18 protein-coding genes are annotated in these 22,663 nt (G+C 34.2%); 10 read left to right on the forward strand and 8 right to left on the reverse strand.

What is annotated here, in order from left to right:
- The first annotated feature begins 378 nt into the window (after positions 1 to 378).
- Complete coding sequence (locus tag ACQKP0_RS12850; protein WP_427406247.1) at positions 379 to 1,197, forward strand: ABC transporter ATP-binding protein; 819 nt, start codon at positions 379 to 381, stop codon at positions 1,195 to 1,197.
- Between the two features lie 131 nt (positions 1,198 to 1,328).
- On the opposite strand, the gene ACQKP0_RS12855 is transcribed toward ACQKP0_RS12850, so the two are convergent.
- Positions 1,329 to 2,171, reverse strand: a complete 843-nt coding sequence (locus tag ACQKP0_RS12855) for an aldo/keto reductase (protein WP_427406248.1) — start codon at positions 2,169 to 2,171, stop codon at positions 1,329 to 1,331.
- A 93-nt stretch (positions 2,172 to 2,264) separates the two neighbouring features.
- The gene (locus ACQKP0_RS12860; RefSeq protein ID WP_427406249.1) at positions 2,265 to 3,479 is read right to left on the reverse strand and encodes an MFS transporter; all 1,215 of its coding nucleotides are present in this window, start codon (positions 3,477 to 3,479) and stop codon (positions 2,265 to 2,267) included.
- Between the two features lie 206 nt (positions 3,480 to 3,685).
- On the opposite strand from ACQKP0_RS12860, the gene ACQKP0_RS12865 reads away from it, so the two are divergent.
- Positions 3,686 to 4,057, forward strand: coding sequence for a winged helix-turn-helix transcriptional regulator (locus tag ACQKP0_RS12865; RefSeq protein WP_427406306.1), 372 nt, complete (start codon positions 3,686 to 3,688; stop codon positions 4,055 to 4,057).
- Positions 4,058 to 4,162: 105 nt separating this feature from the next.
- On the forward strand, positions 4,163 to 5,098 hold the full coding sequence (gene hprK, locus ACQKP0_RS12870; protein WP_427406250.1) for an HPr(Ser) kinase/phosphatase: 936 nt from the start codon (positions 4,163 to 4,165) through the stop codon (positions 5,096 to 5,098).
- Positions 5,099 to 5,298: 200 nt separating this feature from the next.
- Here hprK and bacA read toward each other — a convergent pair whose 3' ends face one another.
- Positions 5,299 to 6,096: an undecaprenyl-diphosphate phosphatase gene (gene bacA / locus ACQKP0_RS12875; protein ID WP_427406251.1), complete on the reverse strand. Its 798-nt coding sequence runs from the start codon at positions 6,094 to 6,096 to the stop codon at positions 5,299 to 5,301.
- Between the two features lie 575 nt (positions 6,097 to 6,671).
- Between bacA and ACQKP0_RS12880 the strand changes: the two genes are divergently transcribed.
- The gene (locus ACQKP0_RS12880; protein ID WP_427406252.1) at positions 6,672 to 8,231 is read left to right on the forward strand and encodes a malate:quinone oxidoreductase; all 1,560 of its coding nucleotides are present in this window, start codon (positions 6,672 to 6,674) and stop codon (positions 8,229 to 8,231) included.
- Between the two features lie 41 nt (positions 8,232 to 8,272).
- Here the strand turns inward: ACQKP0_RS12880 and ACQKP0_RS12885 are convergent, their stop codons facing one another.
- From ACQKP0_RS12885 to ACQKP0_RS12905, 5 genes are all read right to left on the reverse strand, one after another.
- Positions 8,273 to 10,447 (reverse strand): extracellular solute-binding protein, encoded by a 2,175-nt coding sequence (locus tag ACQKP0_RS12885; RefSeq protein ID WP_427406253.1) that lies wholly within the window; start codon positions 10,445 to 10,447, stop codon positions 8,273 to 8,275.
- 185 nt (positions 10,448 to 10,632) lie between these two features.
- The gene (locus ACQKP0_RS12890) at positions 10,633 to 11,460 is read right to left on the reverse strand and encodes a glycerophosphodiester phosphodiesterase family protein (protein ID WP_427406254.1); all 828 of its coding nucleotides are present in this window, start codon (positions 11,458 to 11,460) and stop codon (positions 10,633 to 10,635) included.
- A 12-nt stretch (positions 11,461 to 11,472) separates the two neighbouring features.
- Complete coding sequence (locus tag ACQKP0_RS12895; protein WP_427406255.1) at positions 11,473 to 13,188, reverse strand: ABC transporter permease; 1,716 nt, start codon at positions 13,186 to 13,188, stop codon at positions 11,473 to 11,475.
- A 10-nt stretch (positions 13,189 to 13,198) separates the two neighbouring features.
- Positions 13,199 to 14,212, reverse strand: coding sequence for an ABC transporter ATP-binding protein (locus tag ACQKP0_RS12900; RefSeq protein WP_427406256.1), 1,014 nt, complete (start codon positions 14,210 to 14,212; stop codon positions 13,199 to 13,201).
- Between the two features lie 268 nt (positions 14,213 to 14,480).
- On the reverse strand, positions 14,481 to 15,548 hold the full coding sequence (locus tag ACQKP0_RS12905) for an extracellular solute-binding protein (protein ID WP_427406257.1): 1,068 nt from the start codon (positions 15,546 to 15,548) through the stop codon (positions 14,481 to 14,483).
- A gap of 503 nt (positions 15,549 to 16,051) precedes the next feature.
- Between ACQKP0_RS12905 and ACQKP0_RS12910 the strand changes: the two genes are divergently transcribed.
- From ACQKP0_RS12910 to ACQKP0_RS12935, 6 genes are all read left to right on the forward strand, one after another.
- Positions 16,052 to 16,825, forward strand: coding sequence for an acetoin reductase (locus ACQKP0_RS12910; RefSeq protein WP_427406258.1), 774 nt, complete (start codon positions 16,052 to 16,054; stop codon positions 16,823 to 16,825).
- Positions 16,826 to 17,337: 512 nt separating this feature from the next.
- The gene (locus ACQKP0_RS12915) at positions 17,338 to 17,940 is read left to right on the forward strand and encodes a glycerol-3-phosphate responsive antiterminator (RefSeq protein ID WP_427406259.1); all 603 of its coding nucleotides are present in this window, start codon (positions 17,338 to 17,340) and stop codon (positions 17,938 to 17,940) included.
- A 442-nt stretch (positions 17,941 to 18,382) separates the two neighbouring features.
- Positions 18,383 to 19,687, forward strand: a complete 1,305-nt coding sequence (locus ACQKP0_RS12920) for an ABC transporter substrate-binding protein (RefSeq protein ID WP_427406260.1) — start codon at positions 18,383 to 18,385, stop codon at positions 19,685 to 19,687.
- A 134-nt stretch (positions 19,688 to 19,821) separates the two neighbouring features.
- On the forward strand, positions 19,822 to 20,727 hold the full coding sequence (locus ACQKP0_RS12925) for a carbohydrate ABC transporter permease (protein ID WP_427406261.1): 906 nt from the start codon (positions 19,822 to 19,824) through the stop codon (positions 20,725 to 20,727).
- The gene (locus ACQKP0_RS12930; RefSeq protein WP_427406262.1) at positions 20,717 to 21,541 is read left to right on the forward strand and encodes a carbohydrate ABC transporter permease; all 825 of its coding nucleotides are present in this window, start codon (positions 20,717 to 20,719) and stop codon (positions 21,539 to 21,541) included. The genes ACQKP0_RS12925 and ACQKP0_RS12930 overlap by 11 nt, the downstream gene beginning before the upstream one ends.
- Before the next feature lie 12 nt (positions 21,542 to 21,553).
- Positions 21,554 to 22,648 carry an ABC transporter ATP-binding protein gene (locus ACQKP0_RS12935; protein ID WP_427406263.1) on the forward strand — a complete coding sequence of 365 codons (1,095 nt, stop codon included), beginning with the start codon at positions 21,554 to 21,556 and terminating at the stop codon, positions 22,646 to 22,648.
- Positions 22,649 to 22,663: the final 15 nt, after the last annotated feature.

The following is a 22,663-nucleotide window of genomic DNA, read 5'->3' on the forward strand; positions in this document are numbered from 1 at the left end:
TTAAATAAATAGGTATTAAATGAAATTAGTTTAAAACTCCATTATCCATTCATGGATGTTAGAAATTAAGATTTTCTTTGTATGTAGTCTACTAAAATTTAATTAATAATGATAATTGTTATCAATAGCATTGTAATTGTAAAATATGAAATAAATATAAGTCAATGATTAATTGAGAATTATTTTCACCGGAATTGTGAACAAATAAAATCTCATTGATGATAATGATTATCGATGATATTGACAATCATTATCATTTGCATTTAAACTAAAAATATTATATCTATAAAATAAACATAAGTCTAAACTCCGCTTTTTTACCATTAATACCATTCAAATGAAATGTTTATGTATAACCATGAGGGAGATGACAAGAGGATGAATGCAATTCAAACAAATAATCTTTCACTTTCATATGGGGAGTCACTCATTATTAAAGAGTTAAATTTAGAAATTCCTAAAGGAGAAGTAACCGTTTTTCTTGGGGGAAATGGCTGCGGAAAATCTACCTTGCTTCGTTCAATTGCCCGTCTCCTAAAGCCTAAATCCGGTTGTATTTTCCTTGAAGGAAATGATATTGCTAAGCTTTCCACAAAAGAAGTTGCTAAAAAAATGTCCATTCTTCCTCAATCTCCAACTGTACCAGAAGGGTTGACTGTACTCCAACTTGTTAAGCAAGGAAGGTACCCACATCAATCATGGTTAAAACAATGGTCGGAAAAAGATGAGATAAAAGTTAATTCTGCTTTAAAAGCTACCGGTTTAGAACATTTAAAGGAAAGAACCGTTGATTCACTTTCAGGTGGACAAAGACAGCGAGCATGGATTGCTATGACATTGGCTCAAGATACAGATATTATTTTACTAGATGAACCTACCACTTATTTAGATATGACACATCAAATTGAAATTCTTGACTTACTCTTTGAACTGAATGAAAAGGAAAAAAGAACAATTGTAATGGTTCTTCATGATCTCAATTTGGCATGCAGATATGCACATAACATTGTAGCCATTAAGAATCAGCAGATTTACGCGCAAGGAAAACCTGAGCATGTGATTAATTGCAGTCTAGTAAAAGATGTGTTTGATATGGAGTGTGAAGTTACAAGTGATCCTTTATTTGGAACTCCACTTTGTATCCCATATGGTAAGGGCAGATGTATCAAGGATAGAATAGCAACATACTGTAAGTAATGGGTGTTAAGTATCGAGGTTTTTCCAGAGAACTGTATCATAAGTAAATGAGGTCAACATTTTTAAAATAACAAAAAGACGCTGCCAGATTGTTGTTGCAAGCGCCTTTTTATTACTATATATACTATTATTTAGAAGTCAAAGTTATCGGGATCAGGTCCTACTCGATGGTCTTGATTAAGCCGATTAATTCGTTCCATGTCTTCTTTCGATAATTCGAAATCAAATACTGCCGAGTTTTCAACAATTCGATGTTCCTTCGTGGACTTTGGTATGGTTACTACGCCGTTTTGCAAATCCCATCGTAGAATAATTTGTGCAATCGATTTGTTATACTTATTTGCAATTTCCAGCAATTCTGGGTTATCCAATAGCTGCCCTTGCATTAATGGCGACCAAGCCCCCAGCTGAATTCCTTGTTCTTGACAAAATTCCAGCAGTTTCTTTTGAGTTAATCGTGGATGATATTCTACTTGATTGACCATCGGTTTGATTTCTGCATCATTCATTAAATCTTCTAGATGGTGGATTTGAAAGTTGCTTACTCCAATCGCTTTTACTTTTCCTTCTTTATAAAGAGTTTCTAAAGCACGCCATGCTTCTTTATATTTGCCTTCTACCGGCCAGTGAATCAGATATAGATCTAAGTAATCAAGACCCAGTTTCTTTAGACTTGTTTCATATGCGGCGATGGTAGATTCGTAGCCTAAGTCAGCATTCCATACTTTTGAAGTAACAAAAAGATCTTCTCTAGAAATTCCTGTTTCCTCCATACCAGCAAGGATGGCTTGGCCAACGCTTTCTTCATTTCCGTAAATGGTGGCTGTATCAATACTCCGATATCCATGTTTAATGGCAAATTTAACAGCATTAACTAATTCAGGACCTTCCTCAACTTTAAATACCCCAATCCCAAACCAAGGCATTTTAACTCCATTATTAAGTATGGTTGAATCTTGTAAGTTTTTTATCATAATATATCCCTCCGTAAAATGGGGACGGTTCTCTCTTATCTATTTTCGTAGAATACATAAGAATATAAGAACCGTCCATTGAAATTTAAACAATTAAGAGCACTTTTGGCCAAGAATACTAACAGCTTTGTGGTCTCTTTTTTCAATGATCCGAATCCAACCTGTTAACAGGACGGCTGCTAAAACCATGAGTGATCCTATCCAAGTGGTATGAATCATTCCGACTGAATCTGTAATAACTCCTCCCATGTAGGATCCAAAAGCGATGCCTATGTTAAAAGCAGCAATATTCATAGCGGAAGCTACATCAACCGAAGTCGGTACAAACCGCTCTGCTAACATGACCACATATACTTGTAATCCTGGGACATTCATAAAGGCTAGAAGACCCATAAAGAAAACTGTAATGAGACCAACAAGTTTAAATGGTGCTGTATACATGAAGATAAAAAGAACAATTGCTTGAGCAATGAACATATAAAATAATGCTCTCATGGGATTTTGATTTGATAACTTTCCGCCTATCATGTTCCCAATTGCAATTGCGATTCCATATACGAGCAGAATCACAGCCACAGTTCCTTCTTTAAATCCAGTTATATCCTGCAGGATTGGTGATAAATAAGTGAAAACTACAAATGTTCCTCCATATCCTAAGGCAGTAATAATAAATAAAAGTAATAAACGTCCATTTTTCAATAACTTAAGCTGATCGTGAATCGATGTGCGAGTTCCTTTTCGTAAGTCAGATGATACGAGGACGCTGTTTGCAATTAGAGCAATAACCCCGACTGCTACAATGAGGATGAACGCCATTCTCCAACCAAAATGCTGTCCAATGAACGTTCCAAATGGTACACCTGTAACCGTCGCTACCGTTAGGCCAGAAAACATGATGGATATGGCACTGGCCCTTCGGTTTTCAGGTACTAAATCAGCTGCGATAGTTGAGCCAATAGACATAAAGACACCATGTGAAAAGGCAGAAATCACACGAGCGGCAAGTAATACACCGATACTTGCAGCACTTGCTGCTATACTATTGCCGACAATAAAAATGATCATTATCCATAGTAATAAAGACTTGCGTGATATACTGGAAGTAAGCGATGTTAATACAGGTGCCCCAAATGTAACTCCTAAAGCGTATAGGGAAACAGTGAGGCCAGCTGTTGTAACAGGTACTTTTAAATCCTCAGCTATTAGCGGTAATAACCCTACACTGATAAATTCTGTAGTTCCTATGGCGAATGCACTTATTGCGAGAGCCAGAAGTGCAAATGTGCTTCGTTTTTTATCGATAGTCATTTTATCCCTCCTTAATATTGTGAAATTGTATAAATGAACCTGTATAAAGGTAACTATACAAAAGAATTAATACATCCATTTCAGCCGACGAATGTTATTATGGAATATATCGTAATAATTGAGAAGTACGCACTTTAAAGTAATATAGGAACCTTAAAGTAATGTAGGTACTTTTTAGTGCCTATCAATTTAGGAGGAGTTAGTTGATGAAGCAAAAGAAATACAATATATCCGTCGAAGCTACCCTGGAAGTAATTGGAGGCAAGTGGAAATGCGTGATACTATGCCATCTAACACACAGCAAAAAACGTACAAGTGAATTGAAACGCCTTATGCCGGACATTACTCAAAAGATGTTAACACAGCAATTACGTGAATTAGAGGAAGATGGAGTCATAAATCGAATTATCTATAATCAAGTTCCTCCAAAAGTAGAGTATGAACTCAGTGAGTATGGCTGGAGTTTGAAGGATATCTTAGATTCGCTATGTGCCTGGGGAGAAAAACATATTACCAAAGTATATGGTGATAAATTTACGGTCTTAGAAGAGAATGTTTTAAATGAGCATCTGAAGTGATTTAATTATTTCGTCAGCTTTATTCTAAAAAGCAAGAAGATGACTATTTTAAAATTATTCAGTATAATTCAAATAACAAAAGGCTAGTAGGGCGGGGAGAAAAAGGTGAAGAAAATAACAGTCGAAAACTTAGTTCGGAAGTTTTCATTGAAAGTTGTGGCTGGTGAAAGCCAACTGCAGAAAATGATAACGCAATCAAGGGTCCATCGTCCGGGATTAGAATTTGTCGGTCATTTTGATTTTTTTCCAACTGAACGAGTTCAAATTTTAGGGAAAAAGGAAATTACCTACTTACATAAATTGAGCCACGAAGAACGTAAATTCCGAATTGGAAATATTGTTCAATATCATCCTCCATGTTTTATTGTTACTGCAGGAGAAGAAGGACTTACCTATTTAAAACATCATTGTAATGAACAGGGGATTCCCCTGCTACTAACCAATCAGCCTGAGACAACTTCAGAATTTATAACAAAACTGGATGCGTATTTGGTGAAGGAATTAGCACCAGAAATGACTGAGCATGGAGTTTGTGTTAATGTGTCTGGCATTGGGATCTTACTTCGCGGTAACTCTGGGGTAGGGAAAAGTGAGACTGCGCATACATTAATTCGCCGGGGACACCGGTTGGTTGCGGATGATGTCGTTGTCTTAAAAAAGCTGAGTCCACAAACGATTCTAGGTACTCATGATGAGAAAACTAAGGAATTCTTGGCTCTGCGCAGTATTGGGCTGTTGAATGTGGTTCGCTTATACGGTCGTAAGGCTTTTCAAGAGGAAACACGAATTGCTCTTGATATTCATTTGACCAAATGGCAGAAAGATGATTTGAATAATGAATTGGATCAGGAACCTCAATATATAGAATATATGGGTGTGAAGGTTCCATCTATCGAAATCCAGCTCCAGCCTGGACGCGATGTAGCGGGGTTAATTGAGGCAGCAGCGAATAACTGGTATTTAAGGCAGCAAGGATACAGCGCAGCAGAAGAGTTCATGAGCAGGATTGAAGAAGATATTTCAGGTTCTGAAAAACTATAACTTTTAAAGTAATAGTTAGCTAGAAATTTTACAAAATCATTATAAAGTAAATTGAACAATATCATAAGATCCTTAAATCGGTCCTGGATATAAAACAAGCCTGAATCCTTTAGATTCAGGCTTAAATTATACGATTTTTGCGGTTTCTTCATAGATTTGTACACTTTGTAGACTTCAATAAAATCATAAAATCGCCATTATTAAAGTATAACAAAGATAGTGAATAAGGCAGCCAATGCAATTCGGTAATAGGCAAAAACGCTTAAACCAACCTTTTCTAGTATTTTAAGGAACAATACCACTACTAACATGGCTACAACAAATGCAGTAATAAAACCGATAGCGAACAAAGGAATGTCGCTTGTATGTAAAAAATGTAAACTTTTAATAAAATCCAAGCCTGTTGCACCTACCATAATAGGGAGGGCAACCAAAAAGGAGAATTCTGCTGCTGTTTTGTGATTTGCACCAACTAGTAATCCCCCGGATATTGTAGATCCAGAACGGGAAAAACCAGGGATTACTGCTAAGCATTGAAATAGTCCAATGGTAAAAGCTTGCTTATAACTTAATTCATCAACTGTGTTAGAAGTGAAATTTCCGTGTTTTTTTTCTGCAAATATCATTAATATTGCACCTGCTATAAGGCTGAATACGACAACCTTAGGTGAGAAAAGTTGGTTTTTAATGAAGTCGTGTAGCAATAATCCAACTATTGCAGCAGGTATGACTCCTAATATGATGTGAATAGCGTCTAATTTCTTTTCTGGTTTGCCAATTGAACTGAAATTTAATAGAGAAAGGTATCTTTTCCAATATAATACTAAAATAGCTAGCATCGAACCAAGTTGTATGATTACTTCAAAAGTATTGGCCTTTTCACCCTCAAACCCTAACAAGCTACCAACTAAAATCATGTGACCAGTTGATGATACCGGTAAAAATTCAGTTAATCCTTCTACGATTCCTAAAATAAAGGCTATGATATGTTCGTTCATGTTTTTCCTCAGACCCCTCATTTATTGTTACTTATAATAAGCTCCCTTTTATTGTATTAAGGAATTGGGTGTTACTTCTTAAGTTATGGTTAAGGATATGTAAAGATTATGTAATTTTATAGTACTTTAGGTATGTTTTATTTTACCAATTGTAAAATATAATTTTATACCCGCTGAATTGTCATTGTCAAAAATAGAAATATGTATGAGTAATGCTAATAAAAACGGCGGATATTCCCAAAGTTAGCGAATATGACGTTATTCTGAAACATCTACCAAAGAAAATGGAACGTTAAAATGATAAAATTAACGTATGCTGATTGGTTTAATAAATCAAATGAAATCATTACTTATTAAGAAATAAATATAGAAAAGAAAGATTTAATTTTTTTGATTAAAGTAAGTAGTTACTTATTCGAATATATTTTAATCTATCAATAATAGTGTTACACTATAATAGAGTATAATTGATACAGAAAAGGTGTGTGACTGGTCGTACCCTGGCTTGCTGTGAAGCCTAAGATGGAGCGTCTACATCATTTCTGCAAATCTTAGGGTATAAGGATATGGTAAAAATGAGTAACAGACAAACTAAAACAGACGTTATCTTAATTGGTGCCGGAGTCATGAGTGCGACTTTGGGAACACTCTTGAAAGAATTAGTACCGGACTGGAAAATTACAGTGTTTGAGAAGCTCGACAATGCAGGAGAGGAAAGTTCTAACGAATGGAATAATGCGGGAACGGGTCACTCCGCACTGTGCGAGCTTAACTACACCGTCGAAAAACCGGACGGATCCGTAGATATTAGCAAAGCTATAAAAATCAATGAACAGTTTCAGGTTTCAAGACAGTTTTGGTCTTATCTTGTAAATAACCATCTATTAAATAATCCGCAGGACTTTATCATGCCATTGCCTCATATGAGTTTAGTACAAGGGGAGAAAAATATAACGTTTTTGAAAAAACGTTTTGAAGCACTGTCAAACAATCATCTGTTTCAAGGGATGGAATTTTCCGATGACCCTGAAAGATTGAAGGAATGGATTCCGCTTATCATGGAAGGCCGTACATCGAATGAACCGATAGCGGCAACAAAAATCGACTCTGGAACGGATGTCAATTTTGGTGCTTTAACACGCATGTTGTTTGACCACTTAAAGAGTAACAACGTCGAGATAAACTACAAGCATAGTGTTAAGAATCTTAAACGTACTAGCGATGGCTTGTGGGAAGTGAAAGTGCATAATATCGATACCGGTAAAATCGAATACCATACTGCAAAATTTGTCTTTATCGGCGGCGGTGGCGGAAGCTTACCTTTACTTCAAAAAACTGGTATTCCTGAAAGTAAGCATATAGGAGGATTCCCTGTAAGCGGATTATTCCTAGTATGTAATAATCCGGAAGTTGTAGAACAGCATAATGCAAAGGTATACGGCAAAGCAGCAGTTGGTGCTCCTCCAATGTCTGTGCCGCATCTTGATACACGATATATCGACAACAAAAAATCATTACTATTTGGACCGTTTGCTGGCTTCTCACCAAAATTCTTAAAAACTGGATCAAATATGGATTTATTAGGTTCTGTAAAACCAAATAATGTCTTTACTATGTTAGCGGCAGGTGCAAAAAATATGCCATTAACAAAATACTTGATCCAACAACTTATGTTATCAAAAGAACAACGTATCGAAGAGTTGCGAGAATTTGTTCCGAACGCTAAAAGCGAAGATTGGGATATCGTGGTAGCAGGCCAACGTGTACAAGTTATTAAAGATACTGAGACAGGCGGCAAAGGAACGCTTCAATTCGGTACGGAAGTTGTAACTGCGGGTGATGGATCGGTTGCTGCATTACTCGGTGCTTCTCCAGGTGCTTCTACCGCTGTTCACGTCATGCTTGAGGTAATAAGAAAATGCTTCCCGCAACATATAAAAGAGTGGGAACCGAAAATAAAAGAAATGATTCCTTCTTACGGCGTATTACTAGCGGAAAATCCAGAGCTATTCAATGAAATTCATACTTCAACAGCTCGGGCGCTTGGTCTAGGCGAAAACTTACCGTTGCAGATGGATCAAAGTGATTTATCGAATGAATCACGTAATGTAGAAAAGGAAACTGTTCCTGTTTAATTCTTTTAAAAAAGCAGGATCCGTTAAAAGACGGATCCTGCTTAAAGCTGTGCTACTAAATACTCATGTTTTATACTAAGTTCTTCATTTATTTTTTTTACATATTGATCATAATCAGGCAGTTCTTCTGCAACTAATTGTAATATATATTTACCAATTACTTCTTCAGCTTGTTTTAAATCAATGCTTTGTCCATTTTCAAAAGTGGTTTCCCGTTTCCCGTTCATAATGTTTTTTTTTGCTTTGTTTAACCATGGATACATTGTTTGGACAACAAAACTGTTGGATAAAAAATAACTGGCTGTGTTTCCGCCTAGTAGAGTGATTTGTTCTGAGATTTCGCTGCTATTTACCCAATTCAAAAACTCTATACTTTCGGTTATATTTTCCGAAGTTTTTGTAATTCCTAAAATACCTCCGCCCAGTAAAGGCGTATCTCCGGGCACATTCGCGATACCAATGGAATCTTTAATATTGCTTTGTGATACTATTGATAAGTGATTCATAAATCCAATGACCATTGCAGATTTTCCATCTGCAAACATTTTTACTTCTTCCCCCCACCAATTAGAATCAATAATTTTTGAATTTCTGTAATTATCACGTAATAATTTCATGGCATTTTTTGCAATGTCTGGAATCAGTTTTATTTCAGAATCATGTAATAGTTGGCCTTTAAGAGAATAATATCTAAGTAAATATTCAGCGGCAATCGTACCTGAATTGCCAGTGATCATCGAGGCACCATTTATATTTTTTAATAAATCTAAATCACTTTCATTAAAGAATTTGAGAATTTCATTATACGAATTAAAATTTAGTGGAATTTTTAATTCCGTTTTCGTCTTCTCAAAATTTTTTCGTTTTACTATGTCATTTTCAAAAAGATCTTTTCGATAAAAGAGCATTTGAGTACTTATATCAAATGGCAGTGCATAGGTCACATCATTGATATTTGCGTAGTAATCTTTTAAAAAATAAGGCAAATTATTTAAGATCCGGTCTAAACTTTTATTTAGGCCATGTAAATTCTTATATATTTTCTGACCATACCAAGAAAGTCCAACTAAATCTAATCGTATGATGTCATAGCTTTTCCATTTTTCATCATCTTTAATAATATCAAATATTTCATAATCCTTTTTTATATCAAGGTTAATGAGTATATTTGTGTTCTTCTCAAAATGGGGAATGATTTTCTTTAACGCTTCAGTTGTTGGTGATTTAATCGTTAAAATGTTTAACTGAGAATCATATTTTCGATCATGTAAATTTTTTTCTAAGAATCCGATGTTATTGTATTTTCTTGAATGGCTTTTTTCCTTTAAATTAAGACTAAGAATCAATTTTTTAATGACACTTTCACCCATATGTCCATAATCCTGAAAATAAAAGAGTATTTCATTGCTATACGTATTGTTGAAGGGAGCCAAAGAGATTAATTTTGGCAAAGGATTCGTTGCCCCGTAATGAAATGCCTTAATTACCTTTACAGCTTTTGAAACGTTTGTAGTAATGATAAAATCCAACGATGTACTTTGAATGAATTGGAAGGCATTTTCATACTCATGTGCCATATTGGACTGGGAAATGACTACATTTTTATGGTTTACTTGACTTAAAAAAGCGGAAATAAAATCATTTTCATTGGCATATTTATTTTCATCTGTAAAAACACCTATGGTATTCACATCAAAATGATTAATATATTCTGCAATGTCAATGCCTGCCTGCTTGAAATCAAACGAGATAAACTCTAAAGCATTTCTTGGATGACGATTAATAAAAATGATATCACTTTTATCAATGGAAAGTTGATTATAGTATTCATTAGCATCATCTAAAGAGGAAACAGTTATAATGCCCGAAGGTCTCTCTTTGATGATTTCTTTGATAATTTCCAATTCTTTGATTGGATTATCATACGTACAATATACTTTAAGTTGGTAATCTCTAGCAGCAGCTTCTTTTAATGCACTTTCATAAAATGCAGCATATTCCTCTAAAGCAAACGTCGGTAATATGATAATAATGGTTTGGCTCTTACCGGATCGTAAAACTTTAGCATTAGTATTAAGATTGTATCCTAATTCTTCAGCTGCTTTCAGAACAAGTTCCATTTTTTTAGAGCTGACATTTCCTTTGCCATTCAACACATTTGAAACCGTTCCGTGTGAAACACCAGCAGCTTTAGCAATATCTAATATCGTTACCATCTCTCCACTCCCCGAAAATGATAAGTTAGCTCAATTTTATCAAATACTTCTTTTTTAAGTAAAACTCATAAAAACTCTACTTCTCATTAACAATCTCAGTCTCTTCAATCAACCATTTCTCAATTTCAGCAGCCATTTTTTTTAACTTACCATATGAATACTTCATGTTAAAATTCTTACTATTATTAAGTAAGCTTTAGTTTTTCTCTGTAGTTATTTAATAGGCATGGCCAATCCGTCTGGATCATATCAGCCCTTTTTTCAAGAAGCTTTTTCCAGCCATATTCCGGCCCTTTTATAATAGAGGTATCATCATCAAATTCTGCAAATAGGACATGCTCATCATCTAGTCTTATGGCATTTATCCATATCAGTAATTCTTCTTCTTTTATCATTTGAATCGTTTCATCTTGGAAAAGTGGACTTTCCTTATCTTCAGCAATGATTTCCATCCCAACTAGGTTGATATGTTTATAGGCTGTCACTATTTCTATTTCTTCCAGCTTTTTAATAATGGGAATATACGCAAACTTCACTGGATGGATATCCAAAAGATCCAAATAGCTTTTATTAACGGGCGATTTCAAAAGGATTTGCTCTTCCATATGAAACTGATCGAGAAAAGGGAGTAGTGTTTCCCAATATTCCCAAGAACGATCTAAATTTATGAGAATGTCTCCTTTAAAAGTAGTCAATACATCTTCTAATTTCTCCACTTTAAAATTAACAACATGACCAATGTTATTACGATAGTAGAGTGAATCAATCTCGTTTGAATCCATTGTTTTAATATTCCTATTCTGTCCTAAAAGCCTTTTTTCATTGCCATCATGGAAGAGATAAAACTTTCCGTCTGTCGAGCGGATAATATCAATTTCTAATATGTCTGCGTTGGATTGGATTGCCGCATGAAAAGCAGGGGTTGTATTTTCTATAATATTTCCCATACTGCTTCCTCTATGAACAGCAATTAAAAATGGATTGTTTTCTAGTTTTTCTTTGATAATCTTCATATTAAACCTCTTCTATAAAATATTTTTTACTTTACTTCCTCTACCGTATACTAAGTAAATGACTATGGAAGATATCGCCATTAATATAACTGAATATACAAAATTCATTGCCTTCGCATTAATAGAAGTAGCCGGGTCAGTGTTATTTCGAATCACAATACCTAACGGCTGGTAAAGTGGATGATATAAAAATACAGTTAAATCATAATCTGCTAATAAACTATTAAAATTTAAAGCAAGTATCGCTAAAGTTGACGGTAAAATAATTGGTAAGATAACTCTCATAAATGTATAGATCGGCCCGGCACCTAAATTTTTTGCTGCATCCTCAAGTGAATGATCAAATGAGTAATAAGATGCCTTCAAAATTCGGAGCGTAAATGGGATTTTTTCAATCACATAAGCAATTAATAACAAACTTAATGTACCTGTTAAAACGATATTCCCCATAATAGGCAGCGGTTTATCATAGGTGATGATTAAACCTAAAGCCATAAGGATACCAGGTATTAACCAAGGGATATGGAATAAATATTCTAAAGCAGTTGTTAGTTTATTATTGTATTTATGGATTAAGCGGGCAATAAATAGCATAGCTGCTACGACAAGGATAGCCGCTAATCCCGAATAAATCATACTGATCACAAATGGTTGATAGGCTGTTTCGTCTGTTAAGATTTTCGTGTAGTTCTCTAAAGTAAAATGAGACCATGAAAGTGTACCAGTATTAATACTGTACGAATCGGTAAATGAAAAGAGAATGACAGCAAATATTGGCAGAACATAGATAGCAAATAAGACATACGCAAACAAGTGAACGATAAAGTTGATAGCTTTATTTTCAATTTTTTGTTTCACGATTTTCGTTTTTACTTTTGAGACAGACATATAAAATCCTTTTTTTTCAGATCTTGTAACAACATAAAGTAAAATAATTTGTGTGATTCCTAAAAATATGGCTAATAAAGCTGCAAGATCTCTTGAACTTAAACTTTTTGCAAATGCTAGAATCATAGGGCTAATCGTTTGAAAGTTTTCACCGCCTACGATCAACGGAGCAGACATCGCCCCGATTCCTGTTGCAAATAACAACACTGATACAGTTGTTAAGACAGGCTTTAATACAGGAAAAACAATTTTTGTAAGAATTTTCCAAGGTGTCGCCCCCATATTTTTTGCCGCTTCAATGGTCTGAAAATCAATGCTTTTAATCGCATTCGAAAGAAAGATGATATGATTGGTTGTACATGCAAAGGTCATGACAAACACAACTGCGGGATAACCGATAAACCAATCTGGATCCATGCTAGGAAAGATTTTCACTAAAAAAGCCGTTAAAAATCCAGAATTCCCGTAAATAAATTGATAGCCTGAAACTAAGATAAGTCCGCCGTAAATCATCGTTGTAAAATAACCGAGTTTTAATATTTTAGCTCCTTTAATATCAAAATACTCAGTCACTAATACTAGGAAGATCCCGATAATGTTTACAGTGAAAACTAATGTAATACCTAAAATTAAGCTGTTCAATAAACTGTTCATCGCTCTTTCAGACGATAGTAATTTATTAAATGGATCTAGTGAAAAGGAACCACCAGCAAAAAATGTCGTATATAAGATATTTACATTTGGAAGAATAAGAAAAGCTGCAATAAACCAAGTAAGGATGATTCCGACAATCCAAAGGTATATTTTATGATGAACATGAGTGTTTAAATATTTATTCATGATTTTTCTCCTAATATTGCAGAATGTCTTTTGGATTAAGAAATAATGTTACCTCGTCACCTTCAGCATATTGAAATTTGCCATCCTCTTTTTCTATATTCATAATAGTAGATTCCGATAGTTGATATTTATATTGTGAATATGTCCCATAATATTCTTTTGATTTAACTTTTGCTTTTAGTGCAACAGAGTGAATATCTGTATCCAGCACTTTCGTTTTAATTTTCTCTGTCCGAATATAATATTTTTTTGTTAAATCTACTTTCATATCCGTTTTTTTCGCTATTTCTTCGATTAATTTTCGACTCATTACATTTGCGTCTCCAATAAAATTACAGACAAACTCTGTTTTCGAATGATTGTAGATTTCTTCCGGTGTGCCGACCTGCTCAATAACACCATTATTAAAAACGGCTATGCGGTCTGACATAGTTAGGGCTTCTTCTTGGTCATGTGTTACATAGACTGTTGTAATACCTTGTTCAAGTTGCAATTTTTTTAGTTCTTTTCTTAGTTGTTTTCGTAACTTTGCATCCAAGTTTGATAATGGTTCATCTAATACAATAATTTTTGGAGCAAGTGCCAATGCCCGCGCAATGGCTACTCGTTGCTGCTGACCGCCCGATAGTTCAGATACATTTTTCATTAACTGCTCATCTGATAAATCGACAACTCTTGCTAATTCTTCGACTCGGTTATTAATCTCTTCTTTTTTCTGCTTCTTTAACTTTAATCCAAAGGCGATATTTTCAAAAACGGTCATAGTTGGGAATAAGGCATAGCTTTGAAAGACCATTCCAATTTGCCTTTTTTCAATTGGAGTATTTGTAAGATCCTTGCCATCTACAATGATTTTTCCTTTAGAAGGTGTAATAAATCCTACTAATGTCCTTAATGTAGTTGTTTTCCCACAGCCGGATGGTCCTAGGAAGGTAAAAAATTCACCTTCTTTTATATCTAAATTTAGATTTTGGATTGCAACAAAATGACCGAATTTTACCTGTATATCTTGAAAATGAATCAAATGACTTCCTCCTTCATTTATAAACCGTCAAATCCACTATGGATCGATGGTCTATAAGGTTATTCAATAGGGGTAAGTAAGAAAAGCTGCCCATTTCAAGGCAGGGATGACTAGAAAGCAGCAGACATTTTCTGATCAGTCCTGCCTTGACTAACCCATTGGTTAATCAAGGCGGTTATGTTTTTCATATTTTTAGAATGAATAAACTTTAGGTAGGTAAACGCAGAGCTCCACAAGAATTTGCTTTGGAAGCATCGTTGCTTATTCCTTATTTGAAGATATTTAATTCGATTTTTTCTACCCATTCGTCAATATGTTTTGAAATGAAAGTATAATCCATATTTTGGACTTTAGTGTTTGTAGAGATCGATTTCATTTGATCGGAAGCTTGTTCAAATGCTTTCTCATTAACAGGTAAAGTACCAAATTGTTTAGCCCATTCCCCCTGAACTTCTGCACTGCCAAACCAATCAACAAATTCCTTAGCAACAGATGTATCTTGTTTTTTTCCTTTATTGATAATTCCAACTTGTTCAACTGTTGTTGGTACGCCGATTTCAGGAGAAACGATTCCTGCCTTGAAACCATATTGTTCTTCATATCCTGGTAGACCGCTAGAATAAGTGAATGAAATTGGAACCTTACCTGATACAAGGTTTTTGAAACTGTCTTCTCCTTCTGGAGTTTTATATCCGTTATCAAAGAAAGATTTGATCATTTCCCATCCTTTATCAGATACTCCTAAATCCCCTTTAGGATCTAAATTTCTCATCAGAAACCCATAGACAACAGCACGGTTTGTCGCACCGCCTAAATTTGTTGGAACGTTATATTTACCTGCAAAATTTTTGTTTTCAATTAAATCTGTCCAGTCTTTTGGAGCAGTTTCCGGGGTGTAGACATCTTTGTTATAAATCATAATAATTCTTTGTTCCACAAGCGGATTATAGAAATTGTCTGATTGTCTGGAAGCCTTTGGTATTTCATTAATCCATTTTGGCTGATAAGGAACAAGTAAATTATCTGTTTTTAATGTTTCGAAGTTCATTTGATTTAAGCCAAAAACCACATCTGCTATAGGATTGTTCTTTTCAGCAATCAAACGGTTTAGCAAATCTCCACCGCCGGCTTCTACCATTTTAATGTTAAAACCAGCTTCAGCGGCTTTTTTTGTTAGCCAATCACCACGGCCATCAGAAACTGAGTTTGAATAGATAACTAAAGATTTATCTTTCGCAGCTTTGTCTCCTGCACCAGTATTTCCAGAACCATTGCCACAAGCTGCTAAAGCGATACTTAAAACGATTCCAACCATGATCAATATCAGCTTTTTCATTCAATCTTCTCCTTTTTTGAACGTGTCAATTTTATAATGCAAGTTCATTATAGAAGGAGCTTTTTAATAGGACAATACAATTTACATAGTCTTAACAATGTTAAAATAAGCTTTACAATTGTGATAAATTGACTAAAACATAAAAAATTTAAAGTGCAGGATGGTTTTTGGGGGACAAAAATAGAACGTGTCAAAAGAGGGATGATAACAATTATTTACTTTTGATGGGTTCCCCATTCTTTAGTGAACAACTCAAAATGAATATTTCAATATATTGATAATACTTAGTTTTCATTGTTCTTCAAAGTTATACCTAAAATGAACAATTTTCTAAAAAAAGTAAGCGGAATTTTTGTGAAAACATATAGAATTTGTTATTCTAAAATAGGTAATATTCAATATAATCTGTTTTATGATTAAGAATGGACAAATTTATTTTTTGTTGTTCTTCTTTCAAAATAGATTAAAACTTAAAAAGATTTTTTCACAAAAGGAGAATGATTATGAGCAAGGTAGCTATAGTTACTGGTTCTGCTGGCGGACTAGGGAGAGGCATAGCAGAGAGACTATGCAAGGATGGTTTTAATGTTGTACTACATGATATAAACGAAGCATTACTTAACAACACTGTTTCCGAATTCAAAGAAAAAAACTTTAATGTTATCGGTGTTAAAGGAGATGTATCTAAACAAGAGGACCAATTCAATTTAGTTAAAGAAGCAGTAGATAAATTTGGTCGTTTAGATGTTTTTGTAAACAATGCGGGTATCGAAGCAGTTTCTCCATTTTTGGAAATTACAGAAGAGCAGCTTGACAGATTATTCAAAGTTAATGTAAATGGTGTAGTTTTTGGTACTCAAGCAGCTGCTAACCAATTCATTAAACAAGAAACAAAAGGAAAAATCATTAATGCATGTAGCATAGCAGGCCATGAATCATATGAAATGCTTGGAACATATTCTGCGACTAAGCATGCTGTGAAATCTTTCACACATTCAGCTGCTAAAGAGCTAGCTAAATACAAAATAACGGTAAATGCATATTGTCCTGGTGTTGCAAAAACAAAAATGTGGGATAGAATTGATGAAGAAATGGTTAAATATAACGATGATTTGAAACCAGGGGAAGCTTTTGAAAAATTCTCTTCAGAAATTGCTCTTAAAAGATATCAAACACCTGAAGATGTTGCTAATTTAGTATCTTTCTTAGCTTCAGATGACTCAGATTATATTACTGGTCAAGCTATGTTAACTGATGGTGGTCTTGTTTATAGATGATAAATTAGATAATTCTAAGGTATAACATCTAATTTACTTAAAAAAAGAGAAGAATCCATTTTGATAAAGTTTTCCAAAGTGGATTCTTTTTGTTTGCAATTAAAACATGATTTTTTTATCGAACTTTATTAATATTATCAATCAATTTTAAAAATGATCAGATTTTATTTTAAATCTACAAGAGGATTCTTTTTAACCCTCTTAACACAATGTTTTCCAAATACTCAAAATTTCTTATCAATGGAGCTTACCCAACAAAAAAACTTTTGTTCTTAATCCAATTTATCGTTTCTTACTCAGTAGATCCAATATACTTTCTCCGATTTTGTTCCATGGGCACAACTTAGTTTAGTGCTAAAATAGAAAAAAAGAGTGGTGTCCATATGGGAAACAAAAATGAAGGCAAAAAATATAATGAAGATTTTAAACAGCTTACATCTAAATAATTTAACAACACAAAAACTTATCTTTTTTGTGTCCAAGATTCAACTCCAAGAGAGGAATATGATCAAATGGAAAAACACAACGTAGGACAATTGATACAAACTCGATTAGAAAAGCATAAAATGGTGGCAGCGATAAAGGATCCAAAGTATATTGAGCGAGCGATTAAGTATAAAGAAAATTTGAGCGCAGTATTGTTAATGACGGGAACTATTTTAACAGTAAAGAGATATGTTGATTACATTCAATCTGAAGGACTTCCAGTTCTATTGCATGTTGAAAAAATTGGTGGTCTACAAATGGACCGCGATGGAATTGAATTTATAAAAAGAAATGTTCAACCACATGCAATCGTCACGACAAAGAATGGGATTATAAAAAAAGCAAAATCCAGCGGACTTATGGTTATTCAGCGAATCTTTTTAATTGATACGGATGTTTATACTCATTTAGTTAAGGATGCTGGTCAAATTAACTCGGATATCATTGAGATTATGCCGTGTCGAGCTCCAGATTTTTTATATAAATTAACCCAGGTGCTGCCAGTACCGATCATCACAGGCGGGCTATTAAACTCACCTGAACATGCGAAAGAAGCACTAGATAATGGAGCTGTTGCAATTTCAACGTCAAACTCAGAAATGTGGAAAATGAATCTAAATGAATTGTAAAGGCTCTTTTCTAAAACTATGTTGATTTTGAAAAGAAAATCTTAATAAAAACCACCATTTCATGTTAGATAATAAATTATATTTAGAAAAGATGCCCCGAAACTAAGCTTATTTGGAGGTTATCTTTTTACGATAAAACTACAATCTTTACGAAAATAGCAATTGTAAATAAGAAATTTACATAAAATTTATATGCAGTTAATAATTACCGTCTATATTATAACTGTAAAGTGAATAGATAAACGGTGCGAACAGAGAGACCTCAAAATTAATGTATACCAATATACATTTTATTTGAGGTCTTTTTATTGTTTAGTAAAAAGTAATGGAGGTGACCTAAGTTTTACATTTCATTATTACTGGTGATTCTTTTGCAAGATAAGTAAGTCTAGGAAGTTATTAACCTAACAAACCAAAAATGATGTTGTGAAGGAGAAAAAATATGAAATTATTCTTGAGATTATTTAGTGTATTCACATTGGTATTTGTTTTGGCGGCATGTGGTAATGCTGATAAAAGTTCATCAAGTGATTCTGGATCAAAAGACGGCAAAAAAACGGTGATTGAGTACTGGCATGTTAATGCGGAAACTCAAGGTGGACAAACAGTTAATGAATTAGTAGATGCATTTAATGCACAAAGTAAAACGACAAAAGTCGTAGCGAAATTTAATCCAGATATGTATAAAGGCTTAATGCAGAATTTACAAGCTGAAGCAGCAGCGGGAAAAGCACCTGCAGTGGTGCAAGTAGGCTGGGCTTTTAAAGACTATTTTTCAAATAATTTTAGCTATACCTCACCACAAGAAGTAATTGATCAAAATTTTCCAGAAGATAAAACATTTTTAAAAGATTATTTCAACAAAAATGTAATGGATTTAGCTGTAAATTCGGATGGTAAACAAGTAGGTATTCCTTATTCATTAAGTTCTCCAGTACTTTACATAAACAGAGATATTTTAAGAAAAGCAGGATTAAATGAAAATGGTCCAAAAACATGGGAAGAAGTAAAAGAATTTTCTAAGATCATAAAAGAGAAAACAGGTAAAAATGGCTTTTATCTTCAAGAACCTGCCGATAACTGGGCTACACAAGCATTACTAGAAAGTAATGGTGCTCAAATGATAACGGATAATAAAGCAACATTTGCTTCAAATGAGGGCATTAAAGCCTACCAATTATGGGCTGATATGATTTTAAAAGATAAATCAGCTGTTCATTTATCTTGGGATCAAGGTGTACAAAGTTTTATCGATGGTAATGTAGCCATGGCTTATACAACAATCGCTCAACGGTCAAATATTCAAAATAATGCCAAGTTTGATGTTGCTGCTATTAAATCACCAGCTTGGGAAGGCAAGGAAGTGAAACTGCCTGCAGGTGGAGCTATGTTAGCAATCACGGCCAAAGATCAAGATCAACAAAAAGCAGCATGGGAATTCATGAAATACCTTTATAGCGTTGAATCAATGGCGAAATGGACAGAAGGGACAGGGTATGTACCTCCACGTAAGGATGTTGCAGAAGCAGAGAACGGGTTGAAAAAATATTTAGAAGAAAATGAAATGATGCAAGCAGCAATAGAACAAATGGACGGAATCGTTCCTTGGACCTCATTCCCTGGGGACGCTGGTTTACAAGCGGAACAATTATTATTAGATGCCCGAGATCAAATTCTAGGGGGTAGTGTATCAGTAGAGGAAGGGTTAAAGTCAACTGAAAAAGCGATCAACGAAATCTTGAAGTAATTTAAGAGTATTGATGAGGTTGACTTGTCAGATCTCTCCATCTCATTATAGATTCTATTTTGGGTTGGAGAGGTCAGACCTATAAGTCACATGCCCCGTGTAACTTACATGAAAGGTGAGAGGGTAGAAAAAATATGAATGCTGTAGCAATAAAGAAAAGAATCAATAAAGATAATTGGAAAGCTTATGGATTATTATTTCCTTCTATTATTATATTTGCATTGTTTATGTTTTGGCCATTTATATACACAATTTATTTAAGTTTTTTCGAATGGAATATGATCAGCACTACGAAAAAATTTGTTGGTTTTCAAAATTACATTGATATTGTAACTGATCCAAAAACATTAAAAATATTTGGAAATACATTTGTATATATTGCTTTGTTATTAGTATTAAACTGCGTGATTCCATATGTTTTTGCATTTGTTATCGATGTAATTTTAAAACGATTTAAAGGCTTTTATAAAAGTGCAATGTTTTTACCCGCATTTATTTCACTGGTGGTAGGATCGATCTTATTTACTTGGATATTAAATCCAGTGTCAGGACCGGTTGCAATCATTTTAAGGTGGTTTGGATTTGAAATGCCCATTTGGAGTAAATTAGATGGATGGGTAATACTGGTATTAAGTTTGATTACGTCTTGGAAAGTATTCGGTTATAACTTTATTGTCCTTTATGCCTCTATTAATGGTGTTTCCCGTGAAATAATAGAAGCTGCACGTTTGGATAATGTACCATTATGGAAAATATTCTTTCATATCGTTTTACCGATGAGCAGTGCAACTGGTATATATGTACTTATTATTACCATTGTACAAGGACTTCAATATGTTTTTACACCGATTAAAGTGATTACACAAGGAGGTCCCAATTATGCAAGCTCAAACGCGATCTATCATGCTTATCACGAAGCATTTGTATTATATAGAACAGGTCACTCAGCAGCATTATCAATCATAACTATGGTGATTTTCTTAGTGTTATTGATTATTGAATTTAAGTTCGTTGAGAGAGGTATCTACTATGAAAATTAAACGCTCAGTATCGATACCTTGGCATATTGTTTTTATTATCACGATTCTTGTTCTTATTTTTCCGATTATCTTTGCGGTAGGAACTTCGTTTAAATCGTTAGAGGATGCATACAACAATGTTTTAAATATCATTCCCTTAAAACCTACGTTTGAAAACTATAAAACATTTTTTAATAGTTTACCAGCTTTGAAAATTACGATGAATACGTTCATATTAGCGTCCGTTGTGACCATTTTTAAGGTCATTACTTCGTTTTTAGCAGCCTATGCTTTCGTATATTTTCATTTTAAAGGGAAAAATATTTTGTATTTTATCTTGATTAGTACCATATTTATTCCATTTACTGTCACGATGATCCCGAATTATTTGACCATATCTAATATCGGATTAACCGACAATATTTGGGGAGTTATTTTACCTCAGCTGGCAGATGCGATCGGGATTTTCTTAATAAGGCAATCGATGAAATCAATTCCATTCTCATTAATTGAAGTAGCTAGATTAGATAATATAAGTCACGCATTTATTATGAAAGACATCGTTCTTCCATTAGTCAGGCCGGCGGTTACTTCAACGGGGATCTGGTTCTTTATTAGTTCGTGGAACGAATATGTATGGCCAGTGCTCATTTTAAAAAATACTGAAAATTATACATTACCTTTGGCTTTACAAATGTATATTAGTTCTGAAGGTGGAACGAATTTTACAGTAGCAATGGCTGTATCGGTCATAACCATGATCATCCCTTTAGTTTTATATTTAATTTTCCAGAAGTATATTATCGGTACGTTTACTTCTTCAGGAATTAAGTAATGGAGGATTAGGATGAAGGAAATTAAATTTCAAAATGTTTGGAAGTCATATGGAAAAACACAAGTTGTAAAAGGGTTAAATCTTACTATAAAAGAGGGAGAACGCTTGATTCTTTTAGGTCCATCTGGATGTGGAAAATCTACCACTTTGCGAATGATCGCAGGGCTTGAAGACATTACATCAGGTGACTTATATATGAATGGTCGAAGAGTGAATGATATACCAAGTGGAAAAAGAGATGTAGCGATGGTATTTCAAAACTATGCATTATATCCACATATGAATGTTATAGACAATATTACATATGGATTAAAGGTCCAAAAGGTTCCGAAAGAAGAAATTAAGGCTAGATTGGGTTCGGCATTAGAAATGCTTCAGCTCAAAGGTTATGAAGAGCGATTACCTAAAGATTTGTCAGGTGGTCAAAGACAACGGGTTGCTTTAGCAAGGGCTGTCGTAAAAAAATGCGATTTTTTCTTACTTGACGAACCATTATCGAACTTAGATGCACAGTTAAGAGTATCCGCACGGAAAGAATTAGTCAAAATTCATGATATGTATAAACAAACGATTGTTTATGTAACACATGATCAAATAGAAGCGATGACCGTTGGAGATCGTATTGCCTTAATGAATCAAGGGCATTTACAAATGCTGGACACACCGGAAAATGTCTATCATCGTCCTGCAAACATCTTTACAGCTAAGTTCATCGGTTCACCTCCTACAAATATAGTAGATATGATTTATCAAAATGGCAAAGTTGTGATCGGGAAACAAATATTTCAATTAAATCCTATGTGGATCAATCAGATTAAGAAGCATAATACGACAGAATTAGTATTTGGTATTCGACCAGAGCATATTGAAATATTCAATTCTCCTCAAGAAAATACCTTAAAAGGGACTGTGAAATATATTGAGAACCAGGGAAGCAGCTATGGAGTGTATATTGAATTAGAGGGCAATGAACTGATTGCGATGAGTGAAAATAAGAAATGGGGTCCTGGTCAAGAGGTCTATGTAAGACTAATGATCAATCACATACATATTTTTGATAAAGAAACAACTAATTCAATTGGCTATCCAAAGGAATTAGACCAATAATTCTTATTAGCTTCA

This window comes from Heyndrickxia sp. NPDC080065 (assembly GCF_050281185.1).
Classification (GTDB): Bacteria; Bacillota; Bacilli; order Bacillales; family Bacillaceae_C; genus Heyndrickxia.